This window comes from Caldimonas brevitalea (assembly GCF_001017435.1).
Classification (GTDB): Bacteria; Pseudomonadota; Gammaproteobacteria; order Burkholderiales; family Burkholderiaceae_C; genus Caldimonas; species Caldimonas brevitalea.
Map to the genome: position 1 here is coordinate 4847517 of NZ_CP011371.1, position 15908 is coordinate 4863424.

14 protein-coding genes and 2 pseudogenes are annotated in these 15908 nt (G+C 64.8%); 7 read left to right on the forward strand and 9 right to left on the reverse strand.

Annotated elements, in window-relative coordinates:
• Window positions 1–72 precede the first annotated feature (72 nt).
• Window positions 73–900 carry a PEP-CTERM sorting domain-containing protein gene (locus AAW51_RS29425; protein ID WP_083438455.1) on the reverse strand — a complete coding sequence of 276 codons (828 nt, stop codon included), beginning with the start codon at window positions 898–900 and terminating at the stop codon, window positions 73–75.
• Between the two features lie 264 nt (window positions 901–1164).
• On the opposite strand from AAW51_RS29425, the gene AAW51_RS30140 reads away from it, so the two are divergent.
• The 3 genes and pseudogenes from AAW51_RS30140 (at window position 1165) to AAW51_RS31410 (ending at window position 3122) form a co-directional block, all read left to right on the forward strand.
• Complete coding sequence (locus tag AAW51_RS30140) at window positions 1165–1317, forward strand: hypothetical protein (protein WP_157359989.1); 153 nt, start codon at window positions 1165–1167, stop codon at window positions 1315–1317.
• 516 nt (window positions 1318–1833) lie between these two features.
• Window positions 1834–2613 (forward strand): annotated as a pseudogene (locus AAW51_RS20425) (glucose 1-dehydrogenase); the annotation flags it as partial.
• Between the two features lie 191 nt (window positions 2614–2804).
• Window positions 2805–3122: a GyrI-like domain-containing protein gene (locus AAW51_RS31410; RefSeq protein ID WP_053013805.1), complete on the forward strand. Its 318-nt coding sequence runs from the start codon at window positions 2805–2807 to the stop codon at window positions 3120–3122.
• 74 nt (window positions 3123–3196) lie between these two features.
• Here the strand turns inward: AAW51_RS31410 and AAW51_RS20435 are convergent, their stop codons facing one another.
• Window positions 3197–3490, reverse strand: coding sequence for a hypothetical protein (locus AAW51_RS20435; protein ID WP_047196079.1), 294 nt, complete (start codon window positions 3488–3490; stop codon window positions 3197–3199).
• 444 nt (window positions 3491–3934) lie between these two features.
• Here AAW51_RS20435 and AAW51_RS20445 point away from each other — a divergent pair, with 444 nt between their 5' ends.
• Both AAW51_RS20445 and AAW51_RS20450 read left to right on the forward strand, forming a co-directional pair.
• Window positions 3935–4645: a haloacid dehalogenase type II gene (locus tag AAW51_RS20445; RefSeq protein WP_047196081.1), complete on the forward strand. Its 711-nt coding sequence runs from the start codon at window positions 3935–3937 to the stop codon at window positions 4643–4645.
• A gap of 319 nt (window positions 4646–4964) precedes the next feature.
• Window positions 4965–5615, forward strand: coding sequence for a TetR/AcrR family transcriptional regulator (locus AAW51_RS20450; RefSeq protein ID WP_047196082.1), 651 nt, complete (start codon window positions 4965–4967; stop codon window positions 5613–5615).
• A 284-nt stretch (window positions 5616–5899) separates the two neighbouring features.
• Here the strand turns inward: AAW51_RS20450 and AAW51_RS20455 are convergent, their stop codons facing one another.
• Window positions 5900–6229 carry a hypothetical protein gene (locus AAW51_RS20455; protein ID WP_157359990.1) on the reverse strand — a complete coding sequence of 110 codons (330 nt, stop codon included), beginning with the start codon at window positions 6227–6229 and terminating at the stop codon, window positions 5900–5902.
• Window positions 6230–6531: 302 nt separating this feature from the next.
• Here AAW51_RS20455 and AAW51_RS20460 point away from each other — a divergent pair.
• Window positions 6532–6750, forward strand: a pseudogene (locus AAW51_RS20460) (transposase); the annotation flags it as partial.
• Window positions 6751–7490: 740 nt separating this feature from the next.
• The gene (locus tag AAW51_RS20465; RefSeq protein WP_047196084.1) at window positions 7491–7694 is read left to right on the forward strand and encodes a hypothetical protein; all 204 of its coding nucleotides are present in this window, start codon (window positions 7491–7493) and stop codon (window positions 7692–7694) included.
• A gap of 28 nt (window positions 7695–7722) precedes the next feature.
• On the opposite strand, the gene AAW51_RS20470 is transcribed toward AAW51_RS20465, so the two are convergent.
• The 6 genes from AAW51_RS20470 to nosZ all read right to left on the reverse strand — a co-directional run bounded on the left by AAW51_RS20470 (window position 7723) and on the right by nosZ (window position 15897).
• Window positions 7723–8244 carry a nitrous oxide reductase accessory protein NosL gene (locus tag AAW51_RS20470; RefSeq protein WP_047196085.1) on the reverse strand — a complete coding sequence of 174 codons (522 nt, stop codon included), beginning with the start codon at window positions 8242–8244 and terminating at the stop codon, window positions 7723–7725.
• Window positions 8241–9059, reverse strand: coding sequence for an ABC transporter permease (locus AAW51_RS20475; protein ID WP_047196086.1), 819 nt, complete (start codon window positions 9057–9059; stop codon window positions 8241–8243). The genes AAW51_RS20470 and AAW51_RS20475 overlap by 4 nt, the downstream gene beginning before the upstream one ends.
• Before the next feature lie 11 nt (window positions 9060–9070).
• Window positions 9071–10018 (reverse strand): ABC transporter ATP-binding protein, encoded by a 948-nt coding sequence (locus tag AAW51_RS20480; protein ID WP_047196087.1) that lies wholly within the window; start codon window positions 10016–10018, stop codon window positions 9071–9073.
• Window positions 9990–11237 carry a nitrous oxide reductase family maturation protein NosD gene (locus AAW51_RS20485; RefSeq protein ID WP_047198100.1) on the reverse strand — a complete coding sequence of 416 codons (1248 nt, stop codon included), beginning with the start codon at window positions 11235–11237 and terminating at the stop codon, window positions 9990–9992. The genes AAW51_RS20480 and AAW51_RS20485 overlap by 29 nt, the downstream gene beginning before the upstream one ends.
• 54 nt (window positions 11238–11291) lie before the next feature.
• A complete protein-coding gene (locus AAW51_RS20490; RefSeq protein ID WP_047196088.1) occupies window positions 11292–13904 on the reverse strand; it encodes a NosR/NirI family protein in 2613 nt (870 codons plus the stop codon).
• A 67-nt stretch (window positions 13905–13971) separates the two neighbouring features.
• Window positions 13972–15897, reverse strand: a complete 1926-nt coding sequence (gene nosZ / locus AAW51_RS20495; RefSeq protein WP_047196089.1) for a TAT-dependent nitrous-oxide reductase — start codon at window positions 15895–15897, stop codon at window positions 13972–13974.
• Between the last annotated feature and the right edge of the window lie 11 nt (window positions 15898–15908).

Below are 15908 nucleotides of genomic sequence, written 5' to 3' on the forward strand. Positions count from 1 at the left end.
AGCCGTGCGCCTCGGCCCCGATCATGTCTTCCTCCACGTCCTGGCCTTCCGCTCAGCGGTCCTCCTCGCTCATCAAAGGCGGCGGCGTCGCTTCCCAACAGCGACAGCGACAGCTGCCAGTCCTGCAAGCAACATTACGTTGGTCGCAGGCTCCGGAACTGGCAATATCTCTCCCTTAATTCCGAACTCGTCGAGTTCCAGCTCAATCCGAGGTGGCTTCGGCTCGAACGGAGGCCCCGGAGGATCTGGATCCGGCAGATCCGGTGGTGGCGTAGGTTCCGACTTCTTGGTCGCTATATCGATGGTGAGACGCCCGTCATTCAGAATATTGATCTCTGCCGGCCCATCTTGAGCCGCGACCGGCGTCCGAATTGCAACGCTCCCTCTTCCGGAAAATTTATACTCTTTATCAATCCCAGAAACAGGTAGCCCGATTGTCACATCGTTCGCCGTGTTAATCCATCCAGCTCCTAGAAGCCCGATCTCCTCATAATCAAACGTTGCATAGTTTCCTGCCACCGCATCCCAATTCCATACAACTTGACCCGACGTCGAGAAGCTCTGGCCCTTGATTGTGCCATTGGATGTCAAATTCACGACGATATTTTGTCCAAGGCTGCCCGCCAAAGTTCCTTGATAACTTTGCGAAAACGATTGGCCGTCTATTGTGCCGGTGCTAGTAGCGACAAAACCGGCACTCGTGAAGCTCCCCGTCACATCGAGAGTCGGTGTGTCTTCGATGTAATCGAGCAGTTGAAGTCCGTCCATCGAACGAACCAAGCCTTCCATCAGGGATACTACGTTCATCCCCTCCATCGTTGTCATCGCCAGCGATGAGGGCCCTAAAGCTGCCAGCGGCAAGCCAAAGAGCGGGGCCAAAAGGGTGCGACGTACTCTCATCTTCAGTCTCCTTCCTAAAATGGAGCGATAGACACCACCCAAACGAGGGTGAAACGGTCGCTTGCCGCGTCAAGCCGACTGCCGACGCCAAATGTTCAGACGCCTAGGTCCTGCCACATTCTTAGTACTATCCGGCACATAAAATCGTCCCCTAAAGGCGCTTGGTCAAGGAACATTTACGCTCAAAAGGGGCTGTTTCGCAGCGAACGGGCCCCATGACGCCGATCGTAGCGAGTCACTGCGAGGCGAAGAAGACAGCGCTACATGCTGAAGCAGTCGCAGGACGCACCTCCGCAGCTTTATGCCAAGACGCCAAGTTTTGTGAGCCGCTTTTTCATCGCTGACGGAACACCTGTATGCCCGAACAAGAACAACCCACATGAAAGCTCTGGTATCGGCTTGGCAGATCTCGATTGAGATGAATAAAAATTTCTCGACTCGCCTCCAAGTATGGAAGATTGCTTACGAGAAGCGATTAGTCAAGAAACGTCTATCCCCTCCCCCCAAAAATGGGAGTGCCACTTCGAACTCCGCACACCACACCGTTATTGCAGAGTCAAAAATAATGTCGGCGCCTAGGCAAGGATTGCTGGCTTCCGCGGTTTCAGCGTGGTGTGTGCTGTTGCCAGTTCGATGAACGTCCCCAAAGACTGTCCGGAGGCCCCCGAAGTTCTAACGCACCGGCACGCGGGTAAACGCACAGTGTAAAGATGCCATAGGGCGCACAGGTGCTTTCGCCGTGCCGCGGGAATCTTCAGCGAGCCGCAGGCCTCCGGTGTGTAAGCGGCTCGGCGTTCCACCTTGAACAGGCCGAGGTGTGGCTTCACGATCGTGTCCACCAAGAATTTTTAGGCGGACACCTATAGACTCCAAGCCGATGCAGCGGCGCCGTCACAACTGTGCACTGAAGACGCACGTGCTGGCCGAGTGTGACCGGACCACGGCGAGCGCAGCTACAAAGGCTCCGGCCGGATGCAAGGCAAGGTGGCTCTGATCACCGGTGGGGACAGCGGCATCGGCCGCGCCGTGGCCATAGCCTTTGCCCGAGAGGGCACCGATGTGCTGATCTCTTACCTGAACGAGCACCAGGACGCCGAGCAGACGGCACACTGGGTCACGGAAGCCGGCCGGCAAGCGGTGCTCGTGCCAGGAGACGTCGCAGGCCCCGGCCACTGTCGCGCGCTGGTGCAGCGTGCCGTGGACACCTTCGGCAGGATCGACGTGCTCGTCAACAACGCGGCGTTCCAGATGACACGTGACTCGCTCGACGAGATCGGCGACGACGAGTGGGACCGCACCTTCGATGTCAACATCGGAGCGATGTTCAGGATCACCAAGGCCGCGGTGCCGCACATGCCACCGGGTGGATCGATCATCAACACGGCGTCGGTCAATGCCGACACGCCCAAGCCCAAGCTGCTGCCCTACTCCGCGACCAAGGCCGCGATCCAGAACTTCACCGGAGGGCTTGCGCAGTTGCTCGCTGAGCGCGGTATACGGGCCAACTGCGTCGCGCCAGGCCCTATCTGGACACTGCTGATCCCCGCCACGATGCCGGCGGAGCAGGTGCAGAACTTCGGCAAGCAGGTGCCGCTGCAACGCCCCGGGCAGCCGGCCGAACTGTCCCCCGTGTACGTGCTGCTTGCGAGCGACGAAGGCAGTTATGTTTCCGGGGCCACCATTGCGGTCACGGGCGGCGTCCCGGTCTTGTAGCAGGCAGGCAAGCAGGCCGCGCCCTTGGCGAAGCGGTGCGGCAGCGAGGGCTCCAGCATCCGCTTCGCGGTTGCCCGACAACGTGGAGCCATCCGACAGACCGCAGGCAGTCCCAGGACATTCCCCGCTTCTAGGATGACTTCGGCGTACGGCGGTCGTATCTCCAATTGCCCTGCAGGGCAGCGCCAGACATGGCGCACGGAATATCCTGTCACTTCGAAGACGACGGCCGCTTCGCTTTTCTCGTCGGGGAGCCGGCCACCGCCGCTTGGGACGGAGTGCTGCCGGAAGGATTCACGCAAGTCGTCTTGCCCGCCGGGCGCTATGCCTGCTTCACGGTCGTCGGCCCTGCTTCTGGCGTGCCGGATGCCGGGCGGCACATCTACGGGTGCTGGTTGCCTCGAGCGGACGTGCAACGCGGCGAGGGTCCGGACTGGGAGGTCACCGACGTCCGCGCTTCTGCCTTCCCCGACAGGCTGCACGTGCAGATCTTCATCCCTGTGCGATGACGGGACTGCCGGCCAGCGAGCCACTGGCGTGAGCTGGAGCGGCCCCTGGGCACCCTCGCCCGAATTCACCGTCATCACATGGCGGGTAGCACCGGTGGATGCAGGTCCTCGTCTGGCACGGCGTCGTCCGCCGCTTGACCCGCCGAATAGGAAGCACCGAAGAGCGCTCGTCGAGTGGTGTCCAGCACATTCAACGTCGCTTGCATCATGACCACCTCCTCCTCGATCTGCCTCCACGGAACGGCGGCAGACCGATGCAGCTGATCGACGAGCTGTAAACGGGTCCGGCATTGCAGCTCGTGCCTCACGATCAACTTTTTGAACCTCACCACCACGTCGCCGTGCCCGGCACTCATTTCCATCGGCATCCAAGTCTCCTTGCTGGTAGTCGGCCGACTCTAGTGCGTTGCGACGGTGCGCGCCACGTGTCTTTCGTCAGGTGCCTTTAAGCAAGGCGTCTTGTTGTACTGTCACATGTGACAGGCCACGGTCTTCCTACCTGACCTCCTGAGATCGCCACCCCTTAGGGCCCGTACCCCGGACGTCTGTCGCCCATGCCCAGGTCTTGGGCCTGCTTCGTCTGCAATGCCGCCGCTGGTTCGCTCACTCCCTGACGGTCGGCCTTGCACTGCATCAGGTGTTGCATCGACTGCACGCCCATTGAGCAATAGTCTTTTGTCTGCGCGAGTCTCGGCAACCCCGTCATGGCCTGCGAAGCTGCGGCTACATGCAGTGCGACGGACTGCATCGGAGGCCCGGCAGCCGTTGCTTCGGCTCTCCGTCAAGACTTTCACTTCGGCAACAAGATCCACATGGCAGATGAACGCCTGACAGATATCAAGGTGCTCGCATTCGATGTGTTCGGGACGGTGGTCGACTGGCACGGCTCCATCACCCGGGAAGTCGAGGCGATGCAGTTGGACGTGGACGCACAGCGCTTCGCCTTGGCTTGGCGTGAAGGCTACAAGCCGGCGATGAAGCGGGTGTCGGACGGCCTGCAGGGTTGGACGAAGATCGACGCGCTGCACCGACAGATCCTCGACGAGTTGCTGCCGAGTTTTGGGCTGTCGGACCTGAACGAGGCACAACGCTTTCATCTCAACTTGGCCTGGCATCGTCTCGACCCCTGGCCCGACACGGTGGCGGGCCTGACACGCCTGAAACGCCGCTACGTCCTCACGACCCTGTCCAACGGCAATGTCAGCTTGCTGGTCGACCTGGCACGGCACGGCGGCCTGCCATGGGACTGCGTGCTGTCGGCGGAAACTTTCCGGTGCTACAAGCCGCACCCGGCCACTTACCTGGGCGTGGCGCAGCTGCTAGATGTGGCGCCCGAACAGGTGATGCTGGTCGCGGCCCATCACGAAGATCTGGAGGCGGCAGCGGCCTGCGGGCTGCGCACGGCTTACGTCGAGCGGCCGCTCGAATATGGGCCGGCACAGTCTAAGGACGTCTCGCCCCGCGCAAGCCACACGCTCCACGCGCGGCACCTGCTCCACCTGGCCGAGCTGCTCGGCGCATAGAAGGCGGGCCACCCGGCGCCGTTGAATGCGGGCCGGGCGGCCGCCGCCCTCTACATTTTTGCTAGAAAAAAATGACAGTGATCCTGTCTTAGGACTCAGAACCGAGGGCTTACAGAAACTGCCGGTGTGATGCAAGCCTTCAGGGAGGAAACCCGATAGACGCCGTGAAGCCTATGCATCGGGCGCTTCAGATCGCTTGCCGGAACACACCATGCCGACTCGGGATGGGTGGTGTGCCTCTGAACGCGACATCGCCGTCCTCGAATTCACAGCGGCGCAGATAATATGAAACTTCATTCACATTGTGAATTCGCATTCGATGGCGCGCGCTCCCAACCCCTACAACCCAAGAAAAAAACCGCTTCAAGCGCGCTCGACGCGCACCGTCGAAGCCATCTTCGATGCCTGCATTCAGGTTTTGGTCGATGGCGGCATCGAGCGCGTGACCACCACCCGCGTAGCCGAGCGTGCCGGCGTGTCCGTCGGGTCGCTCTACCAGTACTTCCCCAACAAGCAGTCGCTCCTGGCGGCATTGCTTGATCGGTATCTGTCGGGGGTCGTCGAGGCCGTCGAGCAGACGTGCTCAGCATCCAAAGGCTGCAGCTCGGACACCATGGCGGCCCAGGTGGTCGATGCTTTCGTGACTGCCAAGCTCAAGCATGGCCCCGCCTCCAGCGCCCTGTGTGGCCTTGCCAGCGAAGTGTGGGGAATCGACGTGGTCGCGCGGGCGACCGAACGCTGTCAGCTCGCCTTGCGCGACATGCTGGCGTCCGCGGCCGATCGTCGGTTCACGGATCTGGCCAACGTCAGCTTCGTCGTATCGACCGCCGTGATCGGGCCGGTGGAGGCCTTGCTGGCAGCCCAAGCCCCGCCAAGGCGGATCTCGGCCGTGCGCGCCCAACTCAGATCCATGGTGGCGGCTTACCTGCGTGAGGTCGCATCACTGCCGGCCGAGGAGCATTCGGGCTAGAACCTATCTCAAAACGACCGTATCGTGTCGCCTGTGGGAGTCGGTCCTCAATGCTTCCAGATACTTGACGCGGTGGGGCACGATGATCAGGCCCTCGCGATGCTGCGCAAGCATGCGTGCACATCCGCCTTGGGGGCCGCGGCGGCCTTGTCCAGCGCCTCCCACAACCCGGCGCGCACCGATGCGTCAGCAGGATGCAGCCCGCGCGGTCAACCCGCAACGGCATCAGCGGCAAGACGGGGATCGGGGCCGTTCTCGCCCGCGGCGGCCGAATGCTGGCTGTCTCAGAAGGGCGGCGGTGCGTCGGGCCGCGGCGGTCCGTCCGGCGGGAGAGGCGGACCACCGTCCGGAACCTGCGGTTGCTGAAAGCAATGGGCACTGACGATGATGTCGCGTGCCTTCAGAGACTTCTTGTGATGCCCTTCGCGGAACAAAAACGATTTGACGAAGTTCACCGTCTCTGGAGGCACTCGCACGACCAGCTTGCGGTGCGCCGCCTCTCCGACCAGTTGTTCCAAACAGCCCAGCGACTTGACCTCCTCCACGAGCTCGGCGATTTGGCTCAGGGACCATGCCATTGCATCGGTCCCCTTGTACAGAAATGGCTCATTCATTCTGCTCTCCCGTGCCGATCGCCGCTCTGAACGGAAAACGTCAAGGAAGCGGTGTGCGGTGTAGGCACTATGGGCCGAGGAGTTGCGGTGGACAAGCGCTTTGCTGCTGCCCCCCCACAGAGGGGGTGCTGGTGCCATGGCCGTCGCCGAAGGACAAAAAGCTCTAAGCCAGAACATCAGCGACTCACCTCACGGCTCACCTGACCTGACCTGACCCTTGACCCTGTCCCAGGTTTCCGTACCGTTCGGTAACAGAATGGACCGGCATGATGAGGCCTTAAATGGGCCTGGAAGGTCATGCGATGAGGAAGAGCAAGTTCACCGAGGAGCAGATGGCCTACGCGCTGAAGCAGGCGGAGCTCGGCATCAGCGTCGAGGACGTGTGTCGGAAGATGGGCATCAGCAGCGCGACCTTCTACAAGTGGCGCCAGAAGTACGCGGGTGTGGGGCCGTCGGAGCTGCGGCGCATGCGCCAGCTTGAAGAAGAGAACCGCAAGCTCAAGCAGATCGTGAATGATCTGCCGACGCGTTCAGAAAACTATATTGATAAAGATTTCCGGACCAAAGGCGGTGGATTGAATTGCGCAGAGAGTTCGCGGGCCTCGTCCGCTGCCGCCGTCGAAATGGTGTCTCAGGCGTTGACTTCGGGCGGCGGGGTGAGGGAATCCATCAAAGCTCTCGTCCAATGAGGTTGGTCTGCATGCCTTTGCTCTGCGCCGCCCAACGATCCCGCTCGCGCTGGCCATCGTCAGTGACGCACCGCACGACCCGCGTGTTGGCGGTGTTGGCGACCCTTGCCCTGCACCTGGCGGTGATCGGCTGGCTGGCCCGCACCCTTCCCTCCCTGTGGCCACCGGCGGAGCCTCAGGCGCCGCGGAGGATGGTCTATGTGACCTTGCCGCCGAGCGCCGGCGAGGGCGCGCTCCCCGAGGGCGAGGAGCACCGACCGGAGACGTCGCAGCCGGTCGCAACGGCGCCGCCAGCGACGAGCTCGAAACGGGCACAACGGGCAGGAGCACCCTCGGCCCCTGCACAGCCCACGCGCCCGAGCCCGCCTCCCCTCGCTATGCCGTCCACACCGAGCCCGCGTGATCCTCGGCCACAGACCCTGGACGAACCGGGCCGGGCCGCCGAGCAAGCACCGTCACCCTCGACGCCGGGCCCTGATGGAGATCAGGCGCCGGCGCCAGCACCTGAACTAGACCTCGGTCCGGGCGCGATCAAACATGCAACACAAGGGAGCAAAGGCGCGGTGGCACAGATGGCCGAACGGAGCCAGGCGGGTCCGCTGAACAGCGACCTGCCCGCGCCTGGCCAGCGCTTGAGCGCGCAGATGAAGGAGGCGGCCATTCCCGATTGTTTGCGCGAAGATGCCCTGAAGCATGCGCCGGTCCCCCTCGGCGGCCTGCTCGCGATTCCCTCCCTGGTACACGCCGCCGTGACCGGCCGCTGCAACACCCCGTGAGTCGCGGGCCATCGCCCCGAAAGCCAGCTCACATGCCTCCGTGCTGCTGCGCACCACCGCCGAGGTCGACCATCGCGGGCGTGACCTCGGCGAACCGCAGCACCTTGCCGCCGTGGTCACCCGCAAAGCGGCGGGCGTCGGCCTCCGCCGCGAAGCTGGCGATGGTGGGGCCCATCGACCCATGGCGCTTGCTGCCGGCCACGTACCAACCGGCCTTGGCGTCGATCCAGTGGCCGCGCGGCTGCTGCCAATCGGCGCGGCCCATGTCCTGCACGAACACCGCGCGCACGCTGCGCACCTGCTCAGGAGCCAGCAGCGTGCTGAACATCTCGACCGTGTCGCAGCAGAACACCGGCTTGTCCTGACCGGCGTAGTGAATCTGCGCCTTGGGCCCGGGGTAGTCGGCCAGCAGCATGCCGTCCAGGTCGCAGGTGGTGCCCGGGTCGATCTCGTGCGGCGTCACGGCCGCCGAGGTAGCACTGCGGTCGCAGCCGGCCAGAACGGCCGCGCCCAGCGCGGCGAGGAGAACGGTTCGACGGGGAAGCTTCATGATGAGCGAAATCTCCAAGTGGCCAGGCCGAGCGGGGCGACGATCCAGGCGAGCATGGCGCCCGCCAGCAGCCAGGGGCTGCCGAGCGCCGGTGGCACGAGGCTGTCCAGGCCATACAGCGTGCGAACCTGGTCCAGCGAAAACACATTGAGGATGCGGAACACGTCGGCCGGGTTCAGCAGCAACAGGTAGGGAAACAGATCACCGCCCCACCGGCCGCCGCCGAACACGAGCGCCCCCAGCAGCAGCAGGTCGAACACCAGCACGAACAGGAACCAAAGCGCGATCGCCAAGCCGGAGGCGCGGGCACGATCGTGCGCCAGCACCGACAGCATCACCGCGAGGCTGAGGAAAGCCAGACCCAACAGCATCGAGCTGAGGACAAAACCACCGTAGTGGTAGAGCCCGCCCCACCCCAGCGGTTTGAACATCAACGCCCCCACCAGCGCGAAGCCGGCGAGCATCGACAGCGACAGCGCCGCCGCCAGCCCGAGGTACTTGCCCAGCAGCAGCTCGAGCCGCGTGATCGGCAAGGCCAGCAGCAGGTCGAGCGATCCGCGCTCGCGTTCGCCGACGATGGCATCGAAGCCCAGCAGCAAGGCGATCAGCGGGATCAAATAGATCACCAGGCTGACCAGGCTGGCGATCGTGAACTCGATCGAACGGAAACCCAAAGCGCCCTGCTGGGCGCCCCCCATCGTCGCGATCACCAGGGAGAACACCGTGAACACCAGGGCCACGGCCAGCACCCAGCGATTGCGCATGCGGTCGCGAAACTCCTTGGCCGCCAGCGCCCAGATCTGTTGCCATTGCATGGGTCGGCTCCTCAGCGTGCCAGGTCGAAGAACACGTCTTCGAGCGAAGGTTCGGTGATATGCACGTCCAGCACCCGGGCGCCGAAGGGCGCCAAGGCCTGCAGCAGCTGCATCTTGGCGCTGCGAGGGCAGCGCAGTTGCAGGCCCTCGGGTGTGGGCTCGGGCTGCAGCGCACCGCACGGCAGCGACAGCGCGGACAGCGCCAGCGCCACGGCGGAGGTGTCGGCCGCCTCCACCCTCAGTTGCACGGTCAGCGGCATCGCAACCTGTTCGCGCAGCGACTGCACGCTGCCCATGGCCAGCACACGTCCGGCCGACAGGATCGCGAGCCGGTCGACCCGGTCCTGCAGCTCGGCCAGGATGTGAGAGGTCAGGATCATCGTCACGCCCTCGTCGCGCAAACCGCGCAGCGTGGCGTAGAAGTCGCGGATCGCGAGAGGGTCCAGACCCGTGGTCGGTTCGTCCAGGAACAGCACCTGCGGCTTGCCCAGCAGCGCCTGCGCGAAACCGAGCCGCTGGCGCATGCCCTTGGAATACTCGCGCACCGGCCGTTCTCCGGCGTGGGCCAGGCCGACACGCTCGAGCGCGGCTTCGCACTCCTGCGCCGGCACACTCTTGAGCCGCGCGAAGAAGCGCAGCGTTTCCAGGCCGCTCAGGTTGTCGTAGAGCACCACGTTCTCCGGCAGGTAGCCCATGTGCCGGCGCACGGCGCGAAAGCCGCGCCCGCTCACGGCCGCACCGCCGATCTGGATCTCGCCCGCGGTGGGCACGATCAGGCCCAGCATCATCTTGAACAAGGTGCTTTTGCCGGCGCCGTTGTGGCCGATCAAGCCGAACACCTCGCCGCGCCGCACGCTCAGGTGCACACCGTCGACGGCGCGCACCGTCCGGTAGTGTTTGCTGACGCCGCGCAGCCGGATGGCGTCGGCCTCAACGTTCGTTGGTTGGGTGTTCGACACGCCATTTGCTCCAATTCGGGTTGCCCGGCAGCATGCGCGGGTTCGGATCGACCACGCTGGGCACGCGCATCACCGGGAACTGCTGGCCCACCAGCCGCAACGCCTGCACCGCCGGGCTGGCCAGCAGCATCTTCACCGTCGGGTGCTGCCAGCTCAGCCGGTCCACCAGGTCGTTGGCTTCGTAGGGCACGTCGCCGCGGCCGTCGTCGTTGCGGTCCCAGCCCAGGTAGTTGCTCCAGTGGTTGCCACGCTCGCCTCCCCAGCGTTCGTCGCGCGCTCCCACGTAGCGCACCTGTTCGCGGTTGTGGATGAAGTCGTTGCCCTCGACCCTGTTGCGGGTGGAGCCGGCCGACAGGTGCACACCGACGTCGTTGTCCAGCACCAGGTTGCCCTTCAAGGTGGTGTATTCGACGTCATAGATGAAGAAGCCGCGTCCGTTGCCGGCCACCACGTTGTTCTCGATCGTCGAGTCCTGCAGGGTGCGCAGCATGATGCCGTGGTCCGAGTTGCCCCAGGCGCGGTTGTTGCGCACGATCTGGTCACGCACTTCCATCAACGCCAGGCCGCCGCGGTTGTTCCAGCTGTCGTTGTCTTCCCACACGTTGTGGTAGGAGTTCATGTAGTGGGTGCCGTAGCGGCTGTGGTGCAGCTTGTTGCCACGGAACAGCGCGTGGTGCGACACGTCCACGTACAAGGCGTCGCGCACGAAGGCGATGCGGTTGCCGACGATACGTGCACCGCGCGTGTTGTAGAGCTGCACACCGTTGCCACGCTGCGACGTGGCGTACTCGCGCTTGCCGGTGATCAGGTTGTGCTCCACCCGCACATCGTCGGCCTTCTCGATCCACAGGCCGAACAGGTTGTAGACCAGGTCGCAGTGCCGCACCACGGCACGGTGGGCACCGGGACGGATGTAGATGCCGGCGTTCTGCGCCAGCAAGCTGTCGCCGGAGTCGCGCACGATCAGGCCTTCAATCACGACGTCGGGCGCCGTCACCCGCACCGTGTCGCCGCTCAGGCCCCCGCTGAGCGTGGGCCGGCCGATGCCGCGCAGCGTCAGCGGCTTCGTGATCGTCAGGTTGCCCACGTACAGCCCTCGGGCGACCTCCACCACGTCGCCGGGCGCGGCCCGGTCGACCGCCGCCTGCACCGAATCGCCGGGCTTCACACTCCACGTCGTGGCCAGAGCGCCGGCGGACACGGTCGCGGCGGCGCACATCACGAGCCAGCGGATCCACCACCTTGCCATCACGGATCGCATGCCCGCTTCTCCTTACACCGCGAGCCGTCCGAGCGCTTTGAGCACCAGGAACAGGGTTGCGCCGATCAGCAAGTTCTTGAAGCCGACATAGCTGAGCATGTCCATCACGCTCGCGACCCGCCAACGGTGCAGCCACCATGGGCCGTCTTTCACCAGCCGCTTGTGGTCCAGACGGATCAACACCTCGTACAGGCTCCAACCGAACCACCAGCCGATCAACGCGCCCGCCGACAGCCGGCCGCTGGCCGCTAGCAGCCAGGCGACGCTCGCCGCCACCGCGATGGACAGGCCGGCAGCCTGCAGGGCGCGGCGGCGCCCGAAATCGCCTCGGCTCCAAGGCCACAGATGGTGCAGCAGCTCGGCTGCCAGCCACGGCAAGGTACGTCCGGGCACCGGGTACGGGGCGGGTGCCGGCGGTGTCGGCAGGCGCGGGTCCACGCCGCTCACCTCGCGAGCCGCAGGGGCGGTCTCCATCGGCACCGGGTGGATCGGAATGAAGTAGCCGTCGCGCCCGATCGGGGTCAGCGGCAGCCCGGCGCGTTCGCGCTGCTTGCGCTCCTTCGCCAGCGGCGGGCAGCCGGTGCTGTCGGTGTAGAGCACCATGCAGTCCAGGCAATGCAGGCATTCACGATGGTCGATGCGGCCATGCTCGTCGATCGCCTGCGCACCGCAGCCCACGGCGCAGGCCTTGCAGCGGTTGCAATCCGGCTTGCGTCGCAGCCCGAACCAGCGGAAGGTGCTGGGCATCGCCAGCGCACCGCCGAGCGGGCACAAATACTTGCAGAACGGCCGCTCGATGAAGATGGCCAGGCCCAGCAGGGTCGCGACGAACAGCGTGTAGGGCCAGGCGCGGTTGAACACGCCGACCAGGAAGGTGGTCTTGAACGGCTCCACCTCGGCCAGCATTTCGGCGAGGCCCATCGAGAACATGGACACCGCCAGCAGGCCGAAGAACACGGCGTACTTGACCCATTTCAGGCGGTCGTGCCAGCGCCGCGGCAGCTTGAACTGCCAGCGCTTGAGGCCGACCGCAGCGGCCACCTTGTGGATGATCTCCTGCAGCGAGCCGAAGGGACACAGCCAGCCGCAGAACAGCCCGCGGCCCCAGATGAACACGGTGATGACAATAAAGATCCAGAACAGGAAGATGAACGGATCGCTCAGGAACAGCGACCACCGCCACTGGAACAGCAGCGCGTGGAACCAGGTCAGCACTTGGGTGATAGACGGCTGCGCCATCGCCCCGAAGCCGACGAACACCACGCTCAACACCCACGCCGTGTACTTGAAGCCGTTGACCGGCCACTTGTTCTTGTGCGTGGCGCGGCGGGTCAGCCGGTCGCGCAGCGCATAGACCACCGCCACGGCCACCAGCAAAGTGGCGAACAGCGCGATCTCGACAGCGCGTGCCTTCCACACCCGCACCCAGGGAGCGTCCGGCGTCTGCACTTGCGGTCGGCCGCCTTCCAACGCGGCCTCGGGGAGCCAATAGGCGGCGTCGAAGTTGGCGAAACTGCGCGCGCCGGTGGCACGGTCGACGCGGTTGCCGAGGAAGCTCAGCTTCCACGGGTGGGCCGGCGAGAAGGCCGACGAACGCACGATGAAGATCGCCGACTCGGTGAACCTCGGAGCACCGGGGGCCTGCAGTCCGTAGAGGTTCAGGTAGTCCAGGTCGCGGAAGGTGAAAGCGTCGGCCTCCTGGTGCAGCTGGATGCGGTCGTAGATGCCGCCCCGCACGAAGCCGGAGCCCTTGAACGACTCACTGCCTGCGGTGCGAATCACGAACAGCGCATGCTCGTGGTCTTTCAGTTGCGCGCGCAGGTTGGCAAAGCCGCTGTCGCCGAGCAGGCTGCGGCCGATGTCGGGGTGGTTCAGGTCGCCGAACCACAGTTCGATGAACGGCGTATCGCCGTGCGGCAGGCCGACCTGTTCCGGTTGCACCACCAGGCGCTGCACCGCACCTTGCTCGACCAGCGAGGCCCAGTCGCTGCGCTGGCCGGTGACGCGAAAGCGTGCCGGCTCACGTTGCGTCGGGGCCAGGATGCCCACCTGCCGCGCCACCGCGGTGCCCGAGGCCGTCAGCACCTGGTTCTGCGCGATCACGGTGACGGTGGCGCCGGAGATCGCGTCCACCCCCAGCACACCCTCGTCCGGACGCGACTGGCCGACCTCGATCTTGTCCGCCACCGACTTGCCGACGTACTGCTGGTTGAATCGGACCAGCGCCTCCTCGGGGATGCCGAGCAGCAGGATGGGCTCGGAATGCTTGAGCACCTTGACGCCGACAAAACGGCCGGTGACGTCCATGCCGATCAGCGTGACCACCGGCTTGCCGGAATAGGCCGGCGTGTCGGTGATGTCGGTCGACAGCATCACGTAGCCCAACAGCTTGCGTGTACCGCCCGCGTCGGCCTCTCCGTAGGCCTCCACATAGGGAGGCTGGCCCTTGCGCTCGGAGAACGACCGCGCGCCGGGAAACACCTCGGCGCAGGGCACCCACGCGCACAGGTCTTTGGCGGTGCTCAATTCGGCCGGCAGCGACGCCTCGTAACTCGTCGCGCCGGCGGGGGCACTGACCAGCAGGCACAGCGCGGCCCAGCAGGCCGCAAGGACTCGGATCAACATCGTGATGGGTTCCAGCCGAGCGACCCGTGCGGCGTCGCCGTCGCACGGGTCACGGCACAGGGATGTGTCAGGCTTCGACGATCATCCGCGTGCGCATCTCCAGGTGGAGCGCGTGACAGAAGTGGGTGCAGTAGCACCAGAACACGCCGGGCTGGTCGGCGATGAAGGTCACCGAGGCCGTCTCCAACGGGTTGACGATGAAGTTGACGTTGTACTTCGGTATCGCGAAGCCGTGCGTCAGGTCCTCGACCTTGTCCAGGTTGGTGAGGATCAGCGTCACCTCGTCGCCCTTCTTCACGGTGAACTCGCGCAGGCTGAAGGCCGGCGCCAGCGAGGTCATCTTCACCGTCACCTTGCGGCCGCTGCGGAACACGCCGGACTCCTTAGGGTCCTTGACCGCCAGCGGGAAGTCGTCCAGCGCATAGACCTGCTTCGGGCGCAGCAGCTCACGCTTCAAGATGATGAAGTCGTGCGGCTCGCCGCGCACCGGGTGGTCACCCGCGAGCACCATCTTCTCGCCGGAGATGTCGATCAGCTGCTCGTTCTCGGGATGCAGCGGCCCGACCGGGAGGAAACGGTCCTTCGAGAACTTGCAACCCACCGCCAGCCACTTGCCGTCAGCCGCCACCGTTTCCGATTGCGACGCGTTGACGTGGCCCGGCTGGTATTGCACGTCGATGCGGTCCAGCACGTACTTGGCGGTCTTGTCGCCGGCGTGGAACTTGATGGCGGCCTCGATGTTCCACTTCACCACCTGGCTGTCCAGGAACAGGGTGGTGTAGCCATTGCCGCGGCCGTCGAAGGCGGTGTGCAGCGGGCCGAGGCCCAGCTCCACCTCGGCCACGATGGCCTGGTCGATCTTCTCCAGCTTGCCGTCGAACCAGTCGAGCACCTTGGCCAGCTCGATCACGGTGCCGGTCGGCGACAGCTTGCCGGCGCAGATGAAGTACTTGCCGTCCGGGCTGGCGTTCACGCCGTGCGGGTTCTTCGGCACGCTGACATAGGCGGTCAGCGCGGTCTTGGGATCGGCGTTGTTGGCGCGCGTGCCGTCGACCACGGGCACCTTCGAGGTGCCGACGGTGCGGAACTTGCCGTCCTTCACCGCCTGCTCGATGCGGGCGATGTTGAAGAACAAGCAGGCGTCCCGCTCGGCCGACATCATGTCCTCGTAGCGCGCGCCGTTTTCGACGTTGTACTGGTTGGTGGCCGCCAGCTTGCCGTCGTACGAGGTCGCGGTCAGGTCGCAATTGCCATCGATCAGCACCTGCCAGCGGACCTCCATCGTTTCCGCGTCCACGCAGGTGAACATCGACCGGTACTGGTCCGTCTTGTCGGTCCCCTGCCCCTGGTTGGGTAACGGGATCTGGAACTCGGAGCCGCAGAAGACACGCGTCGTGTAGTTGATGGCCGGGTCGACCGGGTCGCGCTTGTCGGGGAAGATGCCGTGGAAGCCCTGCACGTTGGGCAGCTCGGTGATCTTGTCGCAGACGAAGTAGTCGAGCCGGATGCGGGCCAGGCGGCTGTTGATCTTGTCGTTGATCCAGGCATAGCGACCGTCGTAGTTGCCGTCCTTGTAGGAGGCGTGCACGTGGTGGCTGTCGCCGACGGTGTAGCGCAGGCTGCCGTCGGGCTTGGTGCCCATGATCTTCTTGGACTCGTTGGTGATGCCCCAGCCCACCAGCGCATCCGGCACGAAGCAGGGAATGCGCAGGATCTCACGGCCCGAAGGCAGTCCCAGCACCCGCAGGTCGCCCGTGTGGCCGCCGCTCCAGAGGCCGTAGTAGGTGTCCAGCTCGCCGGGCTTCAGGTGCGGGCTGGATGCCTCGCCATGGCTGGCACCGGACGCCGCCGGGGCGGCCGATGTCGACGCGGCAGTCTTATCGGTACACCCGACGAAGCCGACGCTCAGGCCGGCGAGCGCTGCGGTATTCAGGAAGCGACGGCGGCCGGTGACGGGCGCGGATTCGTTCGGCGATTTTTTGCCTTGACTCATGTTGCGATCCT

Excerpts from the sequence above, each read along its gene's own strand:
- AAW51_RS29425 (WP_083438455.1), bottom strand. The coding sequence starts at position 900 with ATGAGAGTACGTCGCACCCTTTTGGCCCCGCTCTTTGGCTTGCCGCTG.
- AAW51_RS30140 (WP_157359989.1), top strand. The coding sequence starts at position 1,165 with ATGCTGAAGCAGTCGCAGGACGCACCTCCGCAGCTTTATGCCAAGACG.
- AAW51_RS31410 (WP_053013805.1), top strand. The coding sequence starts at position 2,805 with ATGGCGCACGGAATATCCTGTCACTTCGAAGACGACGGCCGCTTCGCT.
- AAW51_RS20435 (WP_047196079.1), bottom strand. The coding sequence starts at position 3,490 with ATGCCGATGGAAATGAGTGCCGGGCACGGCGACGTGGTGGTGAGGTTC.
- AAW51_RS20445 (WP_047196081.1), top strand. The coding sequence starts at position 3,935 with ATGGCAGATGAACGCCTGACAGATATCAAGGTGCTCGCATTCGATGTG.
- AAW51_RS20450 (WP_047196082.1), top strand. The coding sequence starts at position 4,965 with ATGGCGCGCGCTCCCAACCCCTACAACCCAAGAAAAAAACCGCTTCAA.
- AAW51_RS20455 (WP_157359990.1), bottom strand. The coding sequence starts at position 6,229 with ATGAATGAGCCATTTCTGTACAAGGGGACCGATGCAATGGCATGGTCC.
- AAW51_RS20465 (WP_047196084.1), top strand. The coding sequence starts at position 7,491 with ATGGCCGAACGGAGCCAGGCGGGTCCGCTGAACAGCGACCTGCCCGCG.
- AAW51_RS20470 (WP_047196085.1), bottom strand. The coding sequence starts at position 8,244 with ATGAAGCTTCCCCGTCGAACCGTTCTCCTCGCCGCGCTGGGCGCGGCC.
- AAW51_RS20475 (WP_047196086.1), bottom strand. The coding sequence starts at position 9,059 with ATGCAATGGCAACAGATCTGGGCGCTGGCGGCCAAGGAGTTTCGCGAC.
- AAW51_RS20485 (WP_047198100.1), bottom strand. The coding sequence starts at position 11,237 with ATGTGCGCCGCCGCGACCGTGTCCGCCGGCGCTCTGGCCACGACGTGG.
- AAW51_RS20490 (WP_047196088.1), bottom strand. The coding sequence starts at position 13,904 with ATGTTGATCCGAGTCCTTGCGGCCTGCTGGGCCGCGCTGTGCCTGCTG.
- nosZ (WP_047196089.1), bottom strand. The coding sequence starts at position 15,897 with ATGAGTCAAGGCAAAAAATCGCCGAACGAATCCGCGCCCGTCACCGGC.